19 protein-coding genes and 1 tRNA gene are annotated in these 18,687 nt (G+C 72.4%); 12 read left to right on the top strand and 8 right to left on the bottom strand.

The features are described 5' to 3' along the window. Position 1: 1 nt before the first annotated feature. The 6 genes from IEX69_RS04610 to IEX69_RS04585 all read left to right on the top strand — a co-directional run bounded on the left by IEX69_RS04610 (position 2) and on the right by IEX69_RS04585 (position 5,183). The gene (locus tag IEX69_RS04610) at positions 2-523 is read left to right on the top strand and encodes an FtsB family cell division protein (protein WP_085019925.1); all 522 of its coding nucleotides are present in this window, start codon (positions 2-4) and stop codon (positions 521-523) included. Then, positions 520-1,032: a DUF501 domain-containing protein gene (locus tag IEX69_RS04605; RefSeq protein ID WP_085019924.1), complete on the top strand. Its 513-nt coding sequence runs from the start codon at positions 520-522 to the stop codon at positions 1,030-1,032. The genes IEX69_RS04610 and IEX69_RS04605 overlap by 4 nt, the downstream gene beginning before the upstream one ends. Beyond that, the gene (locus IEX69_RS04600) at positions 1,032-2,282 is read left to right on the top strand and encodes a S8 family peptidase (RefSeq protein WP_085019923.1); all 1,251 of its coding nucleotides are present in this window, start codon (positions 1,032-1,034) and stop codon (positions 2,280-2,282) included. Before IEX69_RS04605 ends, IEX69_RS04600 begins: the two co-directional genes overlap by 1 nt. 42 nt (positions 2,283-2,324) lie before the next feature. Continuing rightward, entirely contained in the window at positions 2,325-3,863 is a 1,539-nt protein-coding gene (locus tag IEX69_RS04595; RefSeq protein ID WP_085019922.1) for an NAD(P)/FAD-dependent oxidoreductase, read from the top strand. Between the two features lie 96 nt (positions 3,864-3,959). After that, a tRNA-Leu gene (locus IEX69_RS04590) sits at positions 3,960-4,033 on the top strand. Positions 4,034-4,313: 280 nt separating this feature from the next. Next, positions 4,314-5,183, top strand: a complete 870-nt coding sequence (locus tag IEX69_RS04585) for a hypothetical protein (protein ID WP_085019921.1) — start codon at positions 4,314-4,316, stop codon at positions 5,181-5,183. On the opposite strand, the gene IEX69_RS04580 is transcribed toward IEX69_RS04585, so the two are convergent. Beyond that, complete coding sequence (locus IEX69_RS04580) at positions 5,159-5,434, bottom strand: hypothetical protein (protein ID WP_157127191.1); 276 nt, start codon at positions 5,432-5,434, stop codon at positions 5,159-5,161. The two genes, IEX69_RS04585 and IEX69_RS04580, sit on opposite strands and share 25 nt — an antisense overlap. A gap of 49 nt (positions 5,435-5,483) precedes the next feature. Between IEX69_RS04580 and IEX69_RS04575 the strand changes: the two genes are divergently transcribed. Continuing rightward, positions 5,484-5,696, top strand: a complete 213-nt coding sequence (locus IEX69_RS04575; RefSeq protein ID WP_157127190.1) for a hypothetical protein — start codon at positions 5,484-5,486, stop codon at positions 5,694-5,696. 84 nt (positions 5,697-5,780) lie between these two features. Here IEX69_RS04575 and IEX69_RS04570 read toward each other — a convergent pair whose 3' ends face one another. Both IEX69_RS04570 and IEX69_RS04565 read right to left on the bottom strand, forming a co-directional pair. After that, the gene (locus IEX69_RS04570) at positions 5,781-6,311 is read right to left on the bottom strand and encodes a metallophosphoesterase family protein (RefSeq protein ID WP_085019918.1); all 531 of its coding nucleotides are present in this window, start codon (positions 6,309-6,311) and stop codon (positions 5,781-5,783) included. A 653-nt stretch (positions 6,312-6,964) separates the two neighbouring features. Next, a complete protein-coding gene (locus tag IEX69_RS04565; RefSeq protein ID WP_085019917.1) occupies positions 6,965-8,620 on the bottom strand; it encodes a glycerol-3-phosphate dehydrogenase/oxidase in 1,656 nt (551 codons plus the stop codon). A 137-nt stretch (positions 8,621-8,757) separates the two neighbouring features. On the opposite strand from IEX69_RS04565, the gene IEX69_RS04560 reads away from it, so the two are divergent. Further along, on the top strand, positions 8,758-9,531 hold the full coding sequence (locus IEX69_RS04560) for a triose-phosphate isomerase family protein (protein ID WP_085019916.1): 774 nt from the start codon (positions 8,758-8,760) through the stop codon (positions 9,529-9,531). A gap of 154 nt (positions 9,532-9,685) precedes the next feature. Here IEX69_RS04560 and IEX69_RS04555 read toward each other — a convergent pair whose 3' ends face one another. Continuing rightward, complete coding sequence (locus IEX69_RS04555; protein ID WP_085019915.1) at positions 9,686-10,420, bottom strand: ABC transporter ATP-binding protein; 735 nt, start codon at positions 10,418-10,420, stop codon at positions 9,686-9,688. Next, positions 10,417-11,502: an FtsX-like permease family protein gene (locus IEX69_RS04550; RefSeq protein ID WP_085019914.1), complete on the bottom strand. Its 1,086-nt coding sequence runs from the start codon at positions 11,500-11,502 to the stop codon at positions 10,417-10,419. Before IEX69_RS04550 ends, IEX69_RS04555 begins: the two co-directional genes overlap by 4 nt. A 149-nt stretch (positions 11,503-11,651) precedes the next feature. Here IEX69_RS04550 and IEX69_RS04545 point away from each other — a divergent pair, with 149 nt between their 5' ends. The 4 genes from IEX69_RS04545 (at position 11,652) to IEX69_RS04530 (ending at position 15,307) form a co-directional block, all read left to right on the top strand. Next, complete coding sequence (locus IEX69_RS04545) at positions 11,652-12,827, top strand: sensor histidine kinase (RefSeq protein WP_085019913.1); 1,176 nt, start codon at positions 11,652-11,654, stop codon at positions 12,825-12,827. Further along, positions 12,824-13,444, top strand: coding sequence for a response regulator (locus IEX69_RS04540; RefSeq protein WP_085019912.1), 621 nt, complete (start codon positions 12,824-12,826; stop codon positions 13,442-13,444). Before IEX69_RS04545 ends, IEX69_RS04540 begins: the two co-directional genes overlap by 4 nt. A 73-nt stretch (positions 13,445-13,517) precedes the next feature. Continuing rightward, the gene (locus IEX69_RS04535) at positions 13,518-14,057 is read left to right on the top strand and encodes an ArsR/SmtB family transcription factor (RefSeq protein ID WP_085019911.1); all 540 of its coding nucleotides are present in this window, start codon (positions 13,518-13,520) and stop codon (positions 14,055-14,057) included. Next, complete coding sequence (locus IEX69_RS04530; RefSeq protein ID WP_085019910.1) at positions 14,054-15,307, top strand: MFS transporter; 1,254 nt, start codon at positions 14,054-14,056, stop codon at positions 15,305-15,307. Before IEX69_RS04535 ends, IEX69_RS04530 begins: the two co-directional genes overlap by 4 nt. Positions 15,308-15,395: 88 nt before the next feature. On the opposite strand, the gene IEX69_RS04525 is transcribed toward IEX69_RS04530, so the two are convergent. From IEX69_RS04525 to IEX69_RS04515, 3 genes are all read right to left on the bottom strand, one after another. Beyond that, on the bottom strand, positions 15,396-16,673 hold the full coding sequence (locus IEX69_RS04525) for a RuBisCO large subunit C-terminal-like domain-containing protein (protein ID WP_085019909.1): 1,278 nt from the start codon (positions 16,671-16,673) through the stop codon (positions 15,396-15,398). Between the two features lie 93 nt (positions 16,674-16,766). Further along, on the bottom strand, positions 16,767-17,612 hold the full coding sequence (locus IEX69_RS04520) for an HAD family hydrolase (protein ID WP_085019908.1): 846 nt from the start codon (positions 17,610-17,612) through the stop codon (positions 16,767-16,769). 22 nt (positions 17,613-17,634) lie between these two features. After that, positions 17,635-18,576, bottom strand: coding sequence for a DUF7973 family transport facilitator (locus IEX69_RS04515; protein ID WP_085019907.1), 942 nt, complete (start codon positions 18,574-18,576; stop codon positions 17,635-17,637). Positions 18,577-18,687: the final 111 nt, after the last annotated feature.

The following is an 18,687-nucleotide window of genomic DNA, read 5'->3' as shown; positions in this document are numbered from 1 at the left end:
CATGATGCGGCAACGCGACCAGAAGACACGCACCGAGCGCGTCCCGGTCGCGTTGCCGCAGGGCTCCGCGGAGGAGCCCGCCGCTCCCGGAGGGTGGCTGCGCAGCATCCGCTTCTCCGGGTTCACGGTGCTCATGTTCGTGGTGATCGTGCTCTTCGTGATCATCGTCGCGCCGGGCTTGCGGGTCTACCTCGAGCAGCGGCAGCAGCTCGCCGAGCTCCATGCCGCGGTCGATGCGAAGACCGCGCAGAACGACGCGCTCTCCCAGCAGATCGCCCGCTGGAACGACCCGGCCTACATCAAGGCGCAGGCGCGCGACAGGCTCTACTTCGTCATGCCGGGCGAGACCAGCTTCCTCGTGATCGACGACGTGCCCCAGACGGGCGACGAGTCGCCGACGGTGAGCGACCAGATCCAGAGCACCGAGGTCGACTGGCTCGGAGCGCTGTTCTCGTCCGGCCTGACGGCCGGCCTGTCCACCCAGACCCCCGACCAGCTCCAACAGACGGGCACCGTGCAATGAGACCGCCGTTCGATCCGCCGAGCGAGCGCGACCTCGCGATCGCGTCGGCTCAGCTCGGCCGTCCCGTGCGCGACGTGGTGGGCATCGCCGCCCGGTGCGTGTGCGGCAACCCGACCGTCGTGTCGACGTCGCCGAGGCTGTCCGACGGGACGCCCTTCCCGACCTTCTACTACATGACCCACCCGGCGGCCACGGCGGCGATGAGCGACCTCGAGGCGCAGCACGTCATGGTGGAGCTGCAGGACATGCTCGAGGACGACGACGTCTCCGCCGCCTACCTCGCGGCGCACCGCTCGTACCTCGCCGACCGCGAGCAGTACGGCGTGGTCGCCGAGATCGCGGGCATCTCGGCGGGCGGGATGCCGAGTCGTGTCAAGTGCCTCCATGCCCTGGCGGCCCACGCGCTGGCCGCGGGACCAGGTGTGAACCCGATCGGCGATCTCGCCCTCGACAGGGGCGACTGGTCGCCTCTGGTGTGCGAGTGCGCCGACTACGGGATCGACCCCTGATGTCGCGGCGCCGGCTGGTCATCGCGCTCTGGTCGGCGGCGACGACCGTGCTGGTCGCCGCGAGCCCGATCGGCGCCCTTCCCGTCGCGCAGGCCGACGAGGTCCGATCGCTCGAGTACTGGCTGGCCGACTACGGCTTCACCGACGCGTGGAAGACCACGCGGGGCGCCGGCGTCACCGTCGCGGTCATCGACACCGGGGTGGACGGCTCCGTGCCCGACCTCGCCGGCGCGGTCGTCGGCGGCACCGACCTCTCGGGCCTCGGCAGCGCCGACGGGCAGACCCCCGTCGGCGACGAGAGCTGGCACGGCACCGCGGTGGCCGAGCTCATCGCGGGCCGCGGCACCGGAGGGTCGAACGGGGTCATGGGGGTCGCCCCCGAGGCCTCGATCCTCACCGTCTCCGTCGAGCTCGGCGAGGGGGCGGTGGGATCCGACGGCCAGATCGCCGACGCCGTGCGCTGGGCCGTCGACCACGGCGCCGACGTCATCAACCTCTCGCTCACGCGGAACAGCCTCGACTGGCCGCAGAGCTGGGACGACGCCTTCTCGTACGCCTTCGACCACGACGTCGTCATCGTCGCGGCGGCGGGCAACCGGGGGACCGGGACCGAGGAGGTGGGCGCTCCGGCGACCATCCCCGGAGTGGTGGCCGTCGCCGGCGTCGACCGCGACGGGACGGCGAGCCAGGACGCGTCCTCGCAGGGGACGACCATCGCGGTCTCGGCCCCGAGCGAGCGGCTCATCGCCGTCGACCCGGACGGGTCTCCACGCGTCTGGAGCGGGACGAGCGGAGCGGCGCCGATCGTGAGCGGGCTCGCCGCTCTCGTGCGGTCCGCGCATCCGGACCTCGACGCCGACGACGTCGTCAACCGGCTCATCGCGACCGCCGATCCGAAGGGCGATCCCGTCCCCGGGCCGATCTACGGCTACGGCCTGATCGACGCCGCCGCCGCGGTCACGGCCGCCGTCCCACACGTCGAGGCCAACCCCCTGGGGTCGCTCTCCGACTGGATCGCGACGTACCGTCCGGCGTCCGGAGCCTCGACCCTGTTCGACATCGTGATCCCCGCGCCCGAGTCGACGGCGGAGGCCGCGCCGCGGCGCCCCGCCACGGCCGGTTCGTTCGACGTGTACTCTTTTTCTCTGTGGGCTGGGCCCGTCGCCCTGCTCATCGGACTGGCGGCGTCGCTCGTCGTGCTCGTGGTCGGTCTGCGCGCGCGGCTCAGGGTGCTCCAGCGCAAGGAGTAGATTGGCGGGTGCGCGCACCCCTATCGAGGAGAGTTTCTTACTGTGCCCAAGATCCTCATTGTCGGCGGCGGCTACGCCGGGTTCTACACCGCGTGGAAGCTCGAGAAGTGGCTGCGCAAGGGCGAGGCCGAGGTCACCGTGGTCGACCCGCTGCCCTACATGACGTACCAGCCGTTCCTGCCGGAGGTGGCTGCGGGCTCCATCGAGCCGCGCCACGCGGTCGTGAGCCTGCGTCGTCACCTCAAGTCGACCCGCGTCCTCGCGGCGAAGGTCACGAAGATCGACCACGCGTCCAAGACCGCGACGATCACCCCCAACGCCGGTGAGGCCTGGGAGGAGTCGTACGACATCATCGTGGTCACGGCCGGCGCCGTCTCGCGCACGTTCCCGATCCCCGGTGTCGCCGACAACGCGATCGGTCTCAAGACGATCGAGGAGGCCACGGCGATCCGTGACCAGATCCTCACGAACTTCGACAAGGCCGCCGTGCTTCCCCCCGGCCCCGAGCGCGAGCGCCTGCTCACGGTCGTCGTGGTCGGCGGCGGGTTCGCCGGCATCGAGGTGTTCGCCGAGCTGCGCTCGTTCGCATCGGCGCTGCTGCAGAAGTACCCCGAGCTCTCGTTCGAGGAGACCCACTTCCACCTCATCGAGGCGATGGGGCGGATCATGCCCGAGGTCAGCCTGCCGACGAGCCACTGGGTGCTCAAGAACCTCGCCGAGCGCGGTGCGCAGGTCCACCTCGACACGCAGCTGAAGTCGGCGGTCGACGGCGTGATCGAGCTGTCGACGGGCGAGTCGTTCGCCGCGGGCACCATCATCTGGACCGCCGGCGTCATGGCCACCCCCGACGTCAAGAACAGCGACCTCCCCATCGAGGAGCGGGGGCGCCTGCGGGTGCGCGCCGACCTCCGGGTCGAGGGCGACGACGGCATCGTCGAGGGCGCCTGGGGCTGCGGCGACGTCGCGGCTGTGCCCGACCTCACCGGCGGGGGAGTGGGCGGCTTCTGCGTGCCCAACGCCCAGCACGCGGTGCGTCAGGGCAAGACCCTCGCGAAGAACCTCGTGGCGACGCTGCGCGGCGAGAAGGTGCACGACTACTTCCACAAGAACCTCGGTGCGGTGGCCGGCCTCGGCCTCGGGATCGGCGTGTTCCAGTCGGGCAAGATCGCGCTGAAGGGCCTGCTGGCCTGGTTCGCACACCGCGGCTACCACGGCCTGGCGATGCCGTCGTGGGAGCGCAAGCTCCGCGTCATCTGGGGTTGGGTGAACAACTTCTTCCTCGGCCGCGACATCGTCTCGCTCGAGGCGCGGGAGCACCCGCGTGTCGCGTTCGAGACGTTCGCCGCGCGCCCGCGTCCGGCGGCTCCCGCCGCCGCGCCCGCCCCGGCGGCGCCTGCAGTCGAGCCCGCGAAGAAGGAGCCCGCGCTCGTCGGCGCCCCCGCGTCGTCGCCCGCTCCTGAGGCGACCGCGGCGGCTGCTGCGCCGGCTGCTGCCGCTGCTGCTCCGGCCGAGGGCGCGGAGAAGCCTGCGCGCGCACCCCGTGCCCGCGCTCCGCGCAAGACCACTCCGAAGTCGGAGTAGTCCGCGCGGTCCCGCACCGCATCCGACCGAAGCCGCCGCGCACCGTCGCGGCGGCTTCGTCGTTCCCCACGGTTGCGGCGGCTACGATCGTCACGCGCCCCCATAGCCCAATCGGCAGAGGCAGCCGACTTAAAATCGTCTCAGTCTGGGTTCGAATCCCAGTGGGGGCACGCCTCCCGTCGCCCCGTCCGGCTCCCGCGCTCGTCCGTTCTCAGGACATCCGCCCGGGATCGCCCGTTCTCAGGACGATCCGTCCTGAACCCGGGCGCCGGTCCTGAATACGGGCGGTGGGGTCGGATGCGGATGCGGATGCGCTGCGGCCTCGGCGGCGGCTGCGCGACGGCTGCGGCTGCGCTCCGGCTGCGGCTGCGGCTGCGCGACGGATGCGGATGCGGCCGCGCGGATGTGGGGGCCTGTGTCCTCACGGGCGCCGATGATAATGTCCCGTGCATGGGTGATGCCCGCGGCGCTGGCGCCGATCCTCTGCCGACGGCGACGCCGTCGGAGTTCGTCCTGCCCCAGCCGCGTTCGGCGCGCGAGCACGTGGGCGACGCCGAGCCGATGATCCTGGGCCTCGTGCCCGAGCCCGAGCCCGAGCCGGAGGCACCGGAGCCGCGTGTCGAGCCGGAGCATGCGCCCGAGCTCACCCAGGAGCCCGCACCCGAATCGGGCACGGAGCCCGAGGTCGAGCCCGAGACAGCGGTCGAGCCCGATTCTGCGCCGGCGTCCGCTCCCGAGCCTGCGGTCGAGCCTGAGTCGGGGGTCGAGCCTGAGTCGGCGGTCGAGCCTGAGTCGGCGGTCGAGCCTGAGTCGGCGGTCCAGCCCGAGCCGGCGGTCGAGCCTGGGCCAGCGGTCGGGTCTGCCTCTGCGCCCGCGCCGGTGTCCGGTCCTGATCCGGTCGTCGACTCCGATCAGCCCGTCGACGCCGACCGCACGGCGGAGTGGGTCGAGTCCCTCTTCGAGGAGGAAGCGCCCTCCGGCACCGGTCACCCGGCCGAGGCCGAGCCACTCGAGCAGGCCGCGGCCTCGACGAGCGCGTCGCACGCGCAGGAGCCGCAGCCCGCCGCGCAGCGACCGCAGGCATACGACCACCAGTCCCAGGTGCATGCGGAACAGCCGTCGTACGAGCAGCAGTCCCGAGACTACGCTCAGCAGCCCCAGCCCCAGCCCCAGCCCCAGCAACCGCAGCCGCAGCCGCCGGCGGGGGCGTGGTGGCCCGACTACAGCGGTCGCTTCGAGCACCGCTGGCACGACGGCGTGGCGTGGACGGCGTACGTCTCCACCCAGGGCGCGGTCTACACCGATCCGTTCGGGGTCTGATCCGCGCGAGCGGCGCCGGATCCCAAATCCGCAACCCCGCCCGCACCCGCACCCGCGGCAATGACGGCACGACGCCGGGACGTGCGCCGGAAGCGCACGACGATCATCGCGATGCCGCCCGCGATCCCGAGGCAGCCGAGGATGACGCCGATGCTCGAGTTGTTGCGCGATCCGTACACGACGGCGGCGCTGGCGAGCACCATGAGGATGCCGCCGACGAGCTCGATCCCGTCCATCTCCCGGTCGTCCATGCTCCGAGCCTACGGTGGTCCGGACGCCGGGAGGGATAGTGTGGGCGGCGTGGAGGACGAGGAGTACGACGACGGGACGGCGGCCGAGCTGCGGCATCCGTGGCTGATGTGGGCGCAGCTCGCCCTCACGCTGCTGCTCGTGGTGTCGATCGCGGTGCTGCTGTTCCTGCCCGACGTCACGGCCGGGGCCGCCGTCGTGCTCCCGCTGTTCGCTCTGCTCACGGCCTCGTCGATCTACGGCGTCACGCTGAAGAGGCGCTGACGTCCGGCGCTCTGCCGTGCGGCGAGCACCGTGCGGTCTCGCTGCCTAGATGACGTCCTGCGCGCCCCACGACGTGGCGAGAGGTCACACAGGACGCGACAGTCCCGCCACCGACGGCACGGGCACGAGTCGCACGTCGGCGAGGCGCCCGCCCGAGACGTCAAGCGAGAGGAACGTGCCCACCGGCTGTCGTCGGCGGTCCGTCGGCGATCCCGGGTTGAGCAGGCGGAGGCCGCGTGGCGTGACGGTGTCCCACGGGATGTGGCTGTGCCCGAAGACCAGCACGTCCGCGTCGTCGGCGTGGAGCGCATCCATCCGCCTCTCGCGCCCCGACGCCGCACCGGTCTCGTGCACCATGGCGAAGCGCACGCCCTCGATCGTGGTCCGCGCCACCTCGGGGAGCCGGTCACGCAGGGGCGCGGGGTCGTTGTTGCCCCACACGCCGACGAGCCGACGACTCCGCGCCTCGAGCAGGTCGAGGGTCGCGACGTCGACCCAGTCGCCGGCGTGCATGACGACGTCCGCCTCGCCGATCGCCGCGAGGAGCATGTCCGGAAGCACCTTCGCCCGCGTCGGCAGGTGGGTGTCGGACAGCACGACGACGCGAGAGCTCACCCGCCCAGTCTGCCCCCACGCGTCCTGCCCGTGCATCAGGGCGCGAGTGCGCCCGGGAAGAGCGGTTGCACGGCGGCCGCGTCCGCGTTTCCCGGGTGTGCTCGCGTGCGGATGCCGTGAGCGGCACGCCGCCGCGTGCACGCCGCGGCCCCGTGGGGCGAGTGCACCCGGAGGGAGCGGTTGCACGGCGGTCGGGTCCGCGCCTTTCGGGTGTGCTCGCGTGCGGAAGCCCTGAGTGGCACGCCGCCGCGTACACGCCGCGGCCCTGTGCGGCGAGTGCACCCGGAGAGAGCGGTTGCACGGCGGTCGGGTCCGCGTTTTGCGGGTGTGCTCGCGTGTGGATGCCCTGAGTGGCACGCCGCCGCGTGCACGCCGCGGCCCCGTGGGGCGAGTGCACCCGGAGAGAGCGGTTGCACGGCGGTCGGGTCCGCGCTTTGCGGGTGTGCTCGCGTGCGGATGCCCTGAGCGACACGCCCCCGTGTGCACGCCGCTGCCCCGTGTGGCGAGTGCGCCCAGAGAGAGCGGTTGCACGGCTGGCCGAGCCGCGCCTTCCGGGTGTGCTCGCACCCCCCGCCGGCGGAGCGCCCGCCAGCGGAGCGGCGCGGCGCCCGCCGGCGCGGCGCGGCGCCCCCGGGCAGGACGGGCGCGCGGGCTCAGGCGTCGACGAGACGCGGATGCGGGACGCCGCCCTGCAGGCGCGTGATGTACTCCCGGTGCGCCGCGAGCTCCGCCGCCACGCGTGCCTCGTCCCAGCCCGCGATCGTCGCCGCGAGCTCCGCGACCGGGCGCTCGACGTCCGTCCCCATCGCGGGCTCGAGGCCCACCATGGATCGGCGGTGCAGGATGTCCACCAGCGTCAGCGCACCCTCCGAGCGGATCGCGTAGACGACCTCGGCCGCCGTGATGGCGCCGCGGCCCTCGCCGAAGACCGCCCGGTACCGCTCGTCGCTCTCGTAGACGTCGACGATGCCCGACACGAGTCCGCCGTAGACGTCGACGAGGCGCTCGTTGATCGTCTCGCTCCACGGCAGCCGCGCCCGCAGCTTCGACGCGGCGAGCGACTTGGCCGCCCACTTCGTGGTGTACGCGCCGGGCAGGGGCGATCGGGCGGTGCGCGACTTCGGCAGCTGGCGGCCGAGCACCTCGCCGACCTTGTCGACGGTCTGCTGGCCGAGGCTGAGGTGCGGGGTGAGCTTCCCGCCGACGATGGTGACGAGACCGTGGATGCGGTCGTCCGCCAGGATCAGGTGGCTGCGCGGAATCGCCCCGGCCTTCACACCGGGCCGATACGGCAGCGGCCGCACGCCCGTGTAGGTGAGCAGGATGTCATCGGCGGTGAGATTCGCCTCCGGGATCAGGAGGTTCGTCTCCCGGAGGAGGTAGTCGACCTCGGCGTCGGTGCCGCGGACGGTCGAGGCGTCGCCCTCGAAGCGGTCGTCGGTGGTGCCGATGAGGTAGCGGCCGTTCCACGGGATGACGAGGATCGGCCGGTTGTCGGCCCGCGCCTCGAAGTAGATGCAGGAGTCCGGCGCCCCGGGGAAGGGGTCGACGACGAAGTGCGTGCCGGTGGTGCCGCCGATCTGCCGCTTCATGCCGAGCTCCTCGCCGAGGAGGTCGACCCAGGGACCGGCCGCGTTGACGACGCTGGACGCGGAGATCGTGAACTCCTCGCCCGTGAGGGTGTCGCGCGCGGTGACGCCCGTCACCCCGGAGTCGTCGTGCGTGATCCCGGTGGCCTCCACGTAGTTCGCGACGTCCGCACCCCAGCGCTGCGCGGAGATGGCGGTCTCCAGCACGAGGCGCTCGGGGAACTCGACCTGTCCGTCGTAGTAGTGCACGGCGCCGGAGAGGCCGCGCTTGTCGAGGCCGGGGAGCTCCGCGGCGACCTGCTTGCGGCCCAGTCCGCGGTGCGTCGGCACGGACTTGTTGAACGAGAGCACGTCGTAGAGGATCATGCCGATCCGGAACATCCATCCGGGGAGGTGGTTGTGCTTGTACAGCGGCACGACGAAGGCGAGCGGCTCGACCAGGTGGGGAGCGATCCGCAGCAGGCACTCCCGGTCGTGCAGCGACTCGTACACCAGCGGGATCTCCCCGTGCTCGAGGTACCGCAGGCCGCCGTGGATCAGACGGCTGTTCCACGACGAGGTGCCGACGGCGAAGTCGCCCCGCTCCACGAGGGCCACGCTCAGGCCGCGCTGCGCCGCATCCCGCGCGATCGCGACGCCGTTGATGCCGCCCCCCACCACGACGATGTCGTACTTCCTGCTGGTCAGCCGCGCCGCGTCTGCGCGAACGAAGTCGGTCATGCTGTCTCTTTCTCCATTGACGTCGACGGTGAGGGGATGCGCATCCGCAGCCCGATCAACATGTATATACATCATCGCACAACCCACCGTTCCGCTGATACATTCGGAGGCGTTCCCCACCGGCGAGGAGACCCACGATGTTGCCAGCGACCCTGATCGGATGCAGCTCCAAGAGCTATTTCACCGCGGATTCGGCTCGAGCGTGGTTCCGGATCGTCACGGAGGGGCTCGCGGCGACCCCGGAGGGCGCCGAGGACGTCTTCCTGTGCCCGTCGTTCCCGCTGATCCGCGACGCGCTCGATGCGCTGCGGCCTCTCGGCGGTCTGGTCGGTGCGCAGGACGTCTCGCGCTTCCCGGCCGGCGCCTACACGGGTGAGGTGAGCGCCGAGCTGCTGGCGGGGATGGGGGCCCGCTTCGTCATGATCGGGCACCCGGAGCGGGTGAAGCACCTCGGGGAGGGGCCCTCCGACTTCGCGGTCAAGGCGGAGGCCGCGGCCGAGGCCGGGCTCGTCCCCATCCTCATCGTCGGCGAGCCCGAGCGCGGGGCCGATCCGGAGCAGATCATCCGGCCGCAGATCGACATCGCCTTCGGCGGGATCAGCTCGGATGCGCCCGTGATCGTCGCCTACGAGCCGACCTGGGCGATCGGCGCCGCCGAGCCTGCGCCGGGGGACCACGTCGTGGGAGTCGTGGCCCGCATCCGCGAGATGCTCGCCGAGCGTCGGGGCGAGTCGCGTGTGCTCTACGGCGGCAGCGCCGGGCCGGGCACCTTCGACGCGATCGCCGCCGCCGGGCGCGAGCGGGGAGACGCGGCGGGGATCCCGGACGGCGTCTTCCTCGGCCGCGCCGGCGTCGACCCCCGCACGTTCCTGGCCACCGTCGCGGAGGTCCGCGCCGCCGTCGCGGCGTGAGGAGCCCGTCCGTCGCCCCCTGAAGACGCGCTGCCGTCACCCCCTGGGGACCACCGCCGTCGCACGCTCTGCGGACGGCTGCCCCCGCGGGAACGGCCACCGTCACTTCGAGGTGATCTCCGGGCCGGGCCCCGCGGGTCTCCGCAACCGGACCCTAGGACGTCCGCGCCGGCCGAAGCGAGTCGACTGCGGATGGCCGGGGAGAGCCGTCGCCCTCCGACACGATCCGGCCGTCCACCACCGTCACGATGTCGTCCAGCGTCTCGGCGTGCACGAGGTCGTGGGTGACGAGGAGGGTCGCCGTCGCCCGCTCTCGCGTGAGCAGCGCGACGAGCCGCATGATCTCCCCGCCGCGCTCCTGATCGAGCGCGCTGGTGGGCTCGTCGACGAGCAGGGCGGAGGGGTCGTGCACGAGTGCGCGGGCGATCGCGACGCGCTGGCGCTGGCCGCCGGAGAGCTGGGACGGCCGCCGATCGGCGAACCCCGCCAGGCCGACGGCGTCGAGCAGCTCGTCCGCCCTCGCCCTGACCGCCCCTCGACGGGCACGCGACCGCCCGCCGAGCTCGGCCATCACGACGAGCTGCTCCCGCGCGGTGAGCGAGGGGATGAGGTTCGACTGCTGGAAGACGATGCCGATCCTGTCCCGTCGCAGCGCGGTCGCCTCGCGTGGTCGCAGGGCCGTGACGTCGACCTCGTCGATCCTCAAGCTGCCGGAGTCGGGTCGGATGAGGGCGGCGGCGACCGCAAGCAGCGACGACTTCCCGGATCCGGACGGGCCGACGATGCCGGTCACGAGCCCCTCGCGGGCGACGAGGGAGACGCGGTCGAGGGCGGTGATGCGCGCGTCGCCGTCCTGGTAGGTGAGGGTGACGTCGGTCAGGGTGATCATCGAGTGCTCCCGAGTGCGGTGAGGGGGTCGGCGGAGGTGACGGTCCGGAGCGCGACGGCGGCTCCCGCCAGACCGAGGAGGGTGAGGAGGACCGCCGGGACGACGGTGGTGAGCGGGCTGAGCAGGAACGGCAGCGCCTCGCCGAGGAGTACCGCCGAGCCCACCACGACGCCGGTGCCGACGCCGATGCCGACGACGAGGACGACGAGCGCCTGACCCAGGGCGTCGCGGACGAGGGACCGGGTCGAGGCCCCGAGCGCCTTGAGCACGGCGATGTCGCCCGCCCGCTGCAGCGTCCACACCGTGAAGAACGCGCCCACCACGAGCGCGGAGATGCCGAGGAGCATCACGATCATGAGCCCGAGGGAGCCGATCTCGGACCGGAAGGTCTCCAACGCCGAGAGGCTGCCGAGCGGGGTCTCGGCGACCGTGCCGGTGCTCGCCGCCACGGAGTCCCACGCGGGGGACCCGCTCACCGCCAGGACGGTGGGGTCGCCGGTGCCGCCGAGGCGCTGATCGAGCTCGGCCCACGCCGTCGGCGAGAGCGCCACGACCGGGGTGTGGCTGTACCAGGCGTCACCGCCGACGCTCTCGACGCGGAAGTCGCTGCCCGCGAGGGAGATGGTGTCTCCGACGGAGGCCCGCAGCGCTGACGCGGCGCCCGAGGACAGCCCCACGGTGTCGTCGCCGGCGGGCGCGAGGTCACCGACCGTCGATCCGCGCGCATCCGAGGGGATGCCGACCAGGGCGACGCCCACCGCACCGGAGTCGGCGCCGGGTCCGGCGGCCCGGCCCTGGGTGATGCCGAGGGGCGTCACCGCGGTGACCCCCGGAGCGCTCCGCCAGTCGTCGACGACGTCGGGGGTGATGCTCGACTCCGAGAACGAGACGGATCCGGTCGACGGCTGCTGGAGGACGAGCCGGTCCCCGGGCAGGCCGAGCACGGCGGACACGTTCTGCCCCGCCAGCCCTCCCGTGAGGCCGGCGAGGAACCCGACGAGGAGGGTGATGAGGCCGACGACCGTGCCGATGAGGAGGAACCTCCCTCGGGCGTAGCGCAGATCGCGCCAGGCGACGAACACGGTTGCTCCCTTCCGGCGTCGGGATCCGTTCCCGCGCCGTCCTCAGACTCGTCGAGCGCAGACCGGAGGACATCAGCGCCGAGTCGGGTCCTCGTCTCCGACTTCTGGTTGATCCCTTCGTGCTCCGCGGCCCGTACGCTGCTAGGACGATGGCTCACAGCACCCTCACCCCCGTCTTCGTGGGACTGCGCATCGGCCTGCACGCGCTGGTCGTGACGCTGCTCACCCTCGTGCTGGTGCGCATCCTGATCGCGAGCGACGACCTGATGGCGGTGGAGCTCGGACTCGTCGCGGTGTTCGCCGTGGTCTACGTGCTCGGGGCGCGCATCCAGAGGATGACCGCGGCACGGAGACGTCCGGCGGGTGCGCTCTGGGTGACGGCGCTCACGATCGTCTGGGCTGCCCTGATGGTGCTCGTGCCCGAGGCCGCCTACCTCGTGTTCCCGCTGTTCTTCCTGTACCTCCATGTGCTCCCGAGGGTCGCCGGACCCGTCGCCGTCGTGCTCAGCACGGGCATCGCGGTGCTCGCCCTCGGCCTCCACGGCGGCTTCACCCTGGGGGGAGTGGTCGGCCCGCTGGTGGGTGCGGCCGTCGCGATGCTCATCGGGCTGGGCTACCGGGCGCTGGCGCGGGAGGCGGCCGAACGAGAGGCCCTCGTGGCCGAGCTAGTGTCGACCCGCGACCGCCTCGCGGCCACGGAACGCGAGCAGGGGATGCTCGCCGAGCGGGCCCGACTCGCCCGCGAGATCCACGACACGGTCGCGCAGGGCCTGTCGAGCATCCAGATGCTGCTCCATGCTGCAGAGGCGGCGGACGGTGACCGGCCGGGGATCGAGCACATCCGTCTCGCGAGGGCGACGGCCGCGGAAGGAGTGGCCGACACCCGGCGCTTCATCCGCGAGCTCGCCCCGCCCACCCTCGACGACGGCCTCGGCCCGGCGCTCGTCCGTCTCGGCGACCGGTGGTCGCGCGTCGACCTCCCCGTCGAGGTCGAGGCGCCTGCGTCCGACGCCGGGCTGTCGATGGATGCGCAGATCGCCCTGCTGAGGATCGCGCAGGGCGCGGTCGCGAACGCCGTCCAGCATGCCGACGCCGACCGCATCCGGGTGCGTCTCGAGGTCGACGGCGCTCGGGCGACCCTGACGGTGGCCGACGACGGAGTCGGCTTCGATCCGACCCGGGTCGCACCCGCCCGCGGATCCGACTCGTTCGGCCTGCAGGCCATGGCCGAACGGGTCGAACAGCTCGACGGGACGCTCCGGATCGACAGCCGTACGGGCGACGGGACCACGATCACGGTGATGCTCGAGAAGGCGGCGCCGTGATCCGCGTGGTGATCGCCGACGACCATCCCGTGGTGCGGGCCGGTCTCCGGGCGCTCCTCGCCGCTGCCGGCGACGTCGACGTCGTGGGGGAGGCCTCGACGCCCGATGAGGCGGTGGCGCTCGCCGCGGAGGCTGGGCCCGACCTCGTGCTCATGGACCTCCAGTTCGGACAGGAGCGCACGGGCGCCGACGCCACGCGCCAGGTGCGCTCGGTCGAGGGAGCGCCGGCCGTCCTGGTGCTCACGAACTACGACAGCGACGGCGACATCCTCGCCGCCGTGGAGGCGGGGGCGAGCGGCTATCTCCTGAAGGACGCCCCGCCCGACCAGCTGCTCGCCGCGGTGCGGGCGGCGGCCGCGGGCGAGAGCGCGCTGGCCCCGGCCGTCGCGGGCCGACTGCTGGCGCGGATGCGGGCGCCGCGGGTGAGCCTCTCGGCGCGCGAGATCGAGGTGCTCGCCCTGGTCGCCGAGGGCGCCTCGAACGCCGAGATCGCCGGGCGCCTCCACATCACCGACGCGACCGTGAAGTCGCACCTCGTCCACGTCTTCGACAAGCTCGGCGTCGGCTCCCGCACCGCCGCCGTCTCCCGCGCCCGCGACCTCGGCATCCTCCGCTGAGTCCGACTCGTTCTGGGGCGCGACCCCCAAAGGCACGTTTGACGGTGTGGAACGCCGCTGGGAGCATGGCGTCATGTCCACCCTCGACGAGCTCCGCGCCACCGCGCATCCCCTCCGGCTCCGGCTGCTGTCGCTGCTCACCGGCGCGGCGATGAGCGCGGCGGAGGCCGGCCGCGAGCTCGGCTGCAGTCAGGCCTCCGCGAGCTATCACCTGCGGGTCCTCGAGAGGGCCGGTCTCATCCGGGTGGTCGAGGTGGTGCGTCTCCGGGGCGGCGAGGCGAAGCGCTACCGTCATGAGTCGTCCGCGAAGCGGCCCGAGGCCGACGCCGACCGAAGCACGCTGGGGGAGGTGGGCGCGGGGCTGTCGGCGGAGCAGATCGCCTACGTGGAGGCCCTGATCGACGAGCTGCGGCGCCGGTCACGGAACCGGCTCGATGGCCCGCACATGTCGACCGACGCCGAGCTCTGGATCGACGAGGACACCTGGCGCCGCGTCGTCCACCACGTCCGCGAGGCCTCGGCGCTGCTGCACGCCGCCGCGCGACCGCCGCGCACACCCGGGACGAGCCCGGTCTCGATGACGGCGGTGCTGTTCCCGCTCTCTCGCGCATGATCGAGCAGACGCACGCGAGCGAGAGCGAGCGCATCCCCACGCCCGCTCCCCGCACCGGTCCCCTCCGTCACCCCCGCTTCCGCTGGCTCCTCGCCGCCCGGACGACGAGCATCCTCGGCAACGCCGTCGCGCCGATCGCCCTCGCGTTCGCCGTGCTCGACCTCACGGGCTCGGTCGCCGACCTCGGTCTCGTCGTCGGAGCCCGATCCCTGGCCACGGTGCTCGTCCTCGTGTTCGGCGGCGTCCTCGCCGACCGGCTGCCCCGCGACATCCTGCTGGTGGGCACCTCGCTCGCTGCGGCGGTGCTGCAGGCGGCCGTGGCGACGCTGGTCCTCACCGGGTCTGCCGCCATGCCCGTCCTTCTCGTCCTGAGCGCGCTGGGCGGAGCGGTCGCCGCCGTGAGCCTCCCGGCTTCGGCGGCGATGGTCCCCGAGACGGTGCCGAAGGGCGAGCTCCGCTCGGCGAACGCCGTGCTCCGCCTCGGCCTGAACGCCGGGAGCATCGTCGGCGCGTCCGCGGGGGCGGGCATCGTCGCGCTGATCGGCCCCGGGTGGGGCCTCGCCGTCGACGCCGCGGGATTCCTGCTGGCGGCCCTGCTGTTCTCGCGGATGCGCCTCCCGCGCGGGCGAGCCGGCACCGTCGGCGAGGTGCGCTCCTCCGTCGTCGCGGAGCTCCGCGACGGCTGGCGCGAGTTCGCCGGCCGACGATGGGTCTGGATCGTCGTCGTCCAGTTCACGGTGCTCAACGCGGCGTTCGTCGGCGCCACGACCGTGCTGGGGCCGGTGGCCGCCGACGAGTCGTTCGGCCGGGCCGCATGGGGGCTGGTGGTCGCCGCCCAGACGGCGGGCCTCGCGCTCGGCGCAGTGCTGGCCCTCCGCTGGCGCCCTCGCCGGGCTCTCGGAATCGGGGTGGCGCTCATGGCCGTCACCGCGCTGCCGGTCGCGACCCTCGGGGTGGCGCCCGCACTGCCCTCCCTGCTCGTGGCGTTCGCTCTCGGAGGGGTCGCGCTCGAGGTCTTCGCCATCGCGTGGGACCAGTCGCTGCAGGGCCACATCCCGCCCGCGGCGCTGTCGCGCGTCTACTCGTACGACATGATCGGGTCGTTCGCCGCCATCCCGCTCGGCGAGACGCTCGTCGGACCGGTCGCCCACGCCGTCGGCATCACGCCCACTCTCCTCGGCTGCGCGGCCGTCATCGTCCTCGCCACGGTGGTGGCTGCCTCGACGAAGGCCGTCTGGCGGGTGCGATGACGGCCGGGCGAGGCCGCCACATGGGCCCCGGGCCATCACGGCCGCACCTCCGGTCTGACGGCCGGGCGAGCCCGGGAGCAGCGCGGGGCTAGAGGGTGCCCCAGGCGGCGAGGGCCTGGCCGAGCTCCTCGTGGGAGGCGGCGGCCTCGGCGACGGGGACGCCCGCCATCCGGGCCTCGAGCGCCTGCTTCATCGCCCGGACGCCGGCCGCGGCGCCGGAGGGGTGACCCTGGATCGCGCCGCCGACGCCGAGCACGATGTCGGAGCCGAGGTCGGAGACGTAGCGGTCGACCGTGCCGGGATGCACTCCGCCGCCGATGATCGGGATCGTCGGCTTCAGCGACGGCCGCTCGAGCAGCATCTGGTGCACGGTCCGGATGTACTGCACCTTCCGGATGTTGTACCCGCCGTACGGCGTGGTGACGAGCGCCATGTCGGCTCCGCCGAGCCGAGGCAGCAGTCCCATCGCCAGCGGCGCGCTCATCCCCGTGGAAGGGCCCTCGAAGTAGGGCGCTGCCCCCGCGAAGTGCGCGAGCACGGGGACGTCGACACTCTCGGCCAGCGCCTCGAGCGAGCCGTAGCCCGCGGTGGCGTACGTCACCATGACGGCCCGGGCGCCCGCGTCCACGGCGCGACGGGCCGTGTCGAGCATCCGATCGGGGCGGTCGGTGACGTTCGGGATGTAGAGCGTCTCGACGCCGGTCTGCTCCGCAGCGCGCGCGGCCGCCGCGGTGAACAGCCGCACCCGCTCGACCACGGGGGAGTAGCTCGGGTTCGCGATGAGCTCGTCGTCCTTGATCATGTCGATCCCGCCGAGGGCGGTCTCGTAGAAGATCTGCGCCCCGGCCTCGGGCGTGAGGCCCGTGCACGGCTTGATCATGTTGAGCAGGATGGGGCGGTCGTGCACGTCGAGCAGGTCGCGCAGCCCCTCGACACCGAACTTCGGGCCGCTGAACTGCGCGGCGAGCGAGTCGGGGAGCTCGAGGTCGACGAGCTTCGCCTCCACCGAGGTCGAGGAGTCGTTGCCGAGCACCGTGGTGAGGATCATGGGGATCGACGGTCCGACGTTGAGTGTCGGCAGCGCGATCCGCACGAAGTAGCCGAACCTCTCGGGGCCGTCGGCGTGCTGCAGGTCGGTGGGCGGTGCGTTGAGCACGCCGATGACGCGTCCCTCGTGGCGGGCGCGCATCTCGTCGGTGATCCCGGGGACCGGGAGCCAGGTGCCGATGGTCTGCCCGATCGCGAACGCCGCCGTGCGCGCCATGACGTCGGCGTCGGCGGGCAGCTCCAGGTAGTACGTGGCGACGATGTAGTCGTCGTCGCGCACCTGCTCGGGCAGGCGGTACAGGTGGAGGGGGGAGGGCATGAGCTGCTCCTTCGTCGTGCGTGCCGATCATGGGTCCGGATGCGCGCCGGCCGCGGGTGCGGATGCTGCGCTCCGGTGGGGGAGAGGCGAGCCTCAGCGTACGCGCGGGGCGTCACGGCCGGCCGCGATGAGGTCGTGGGCGACCTCGAGGATCTCGGCCGCACCGTCCTCGGCGTGGTGGCCCGTGCGGTGCTTCGTGACACCGATCACCTCGTCACGGGCGTTGCCCATGGCGATCGGATGGCCGATCCGCGAGAGCCACGCCACGTCGTTGCCGCCGTCACCCATCCCGAGCACGTCGTCGGCGGACACGCCGAGACGCTCGAGGAGGTAGGAGAGCGCGGCCCACTTGTTCGCGTCCGGGTCGACGAACTCGAAGAACACGTCCATCGAGCGGGTCCCCTGCGGAGCGCGGGCGAGGATCTCGGCGGTGGCCGCATCGAGACGCTCCGGGGACGAGTAGAGCATCATCTTCACGACCTGGTCCGGGTCGATGCCCTCGACGGAGGCGACCTCGACCTCCGACTCGTTCAGCTCCATGAGCTGACGGCGCATCAGGCCGTCGCGCTCGACGACGATGTCGTCGGGCGTCCACCAGGTCAGCTCGAGGTCGAGGTCCCGGTGGAGGTCGATCAGGACCTCGACGTCCGCCGCCGCCATCGTGACGACGCGGACGTTCTCGTCGGCCACCGGGTCGAAGACGACCGCGCCGTTGCAGGCGGCGACGAGGTTCGTGATGCCCACCTCCCGGGCGAGCTCGAGCGTGTTCCGCCGCGAGCGACCGGTGAGGAGGATGACTGGGACATCGAGCGACGTGAGCGATCGGATGGCGTCCGCGGTGCGTGGACTCACACGATGGTCGCCACCGGCGATCGTCCCGTCGACGTCGAGTGCGACGGCGCGCACTCCTGCCAGGTGCTCGATGTCCCAGTCGGTCATGGAGAGGTGCTCCTCGAGGGGGTCAGCTGACGGCCGTCACGATGGCGGCGGCGCCCAGGATGAGGGTGGTGGCGGGCCAGATGGCGGCCGCCGGGGGGTCGATGTGGGTGTCGCCGTGGGCCAGCCACAGGCGGCTGAAGAACTCGGCGAACCAGGCTCCGATCAGGCCGCCCAGGGCCCCGATGAGCATCGCGATCCAGGCCTCCCCGACGATCGGGAGGAACGTGACCGCGGCGACGCCGGCGGGGAGCGTGATGTGGTGCGTCACGGGGACGGCGTGCCCGAACGAGAGGAACATCAGTGACACGGCGGAGATGCCGAACATGAAGGTCTGCGCGCTTCCGGCCAGCTGCGGGAGCGACTGCAGGAGCGTGACCGCGACGAAGGCGGAGAGCAGACCCACGAAGACGCCGAGGACGGTGTTGGGGACGAAGCGCTCCTGTCCTTCGATCCACCGGCCCTTGTCGGTCGGCGAGTACGCGGCCCACCCGGAGGCTCCGGTGTCGTTCTTCGGGAACAGCCCGCTCTTGCCGAAGATCAGACGCACCACGATCGCCGAGATGATCACGGTCAGCGCGACCGAGTCCGTGTTCGCGCCGAACCACGGGATGAGCGCGATCAGCTTCTGCACGAAGTAGCCGAAGAGGCCGAACACGGCTCCGATGAGCAGGACGTCGGGGCGGGCGAACTTCGCGAGCGGGGTCACGATGTCCTTGCCGATCAGCTCGCTCTTGCGCGAGGCGTAGGCGGCGGCGGCGACACCACCGGCGAACGCGATGTGCGGACCGAAGGCGGGGCCGAACGCGACGTCGCTGAGGATGGTCGAGTTCGGGTCGGCGATCAGGGCCACCACGCCGGCGAGCACCAGGAAGCCGGTGAAGATGAACGCCTGCAGCGCGCCGAGCGCTGCTCCGAAGAAGCCTCCGGCCGCGGCCGCGAGGATGGAGACGAAGCTGATGTCCATTGACGAGTCCTTTGCTTCACATCGTTGTGTCGCTCAAAGGGCGGGCGCGCCCTCGTGCGGAGATCCGGCATCCGCGCCGGGTCGAGGGGAAGCGTATAGGCAATCATCCGG

It is taken from the genome of Cnuibacter physcomitrellae, from assembly GCF_014640535.1.
GTDB classification, from domain to species: domain Bacteria; phylum Actinomycetota; class Actinomycetes; order Actinomycetales; family Microbacteriaceae; genus Cnuibacter; species Cnuibacter physcomitrellae.
This window is presented reverse-complemented; position numbering and strand designations above follow the sequence as displayed.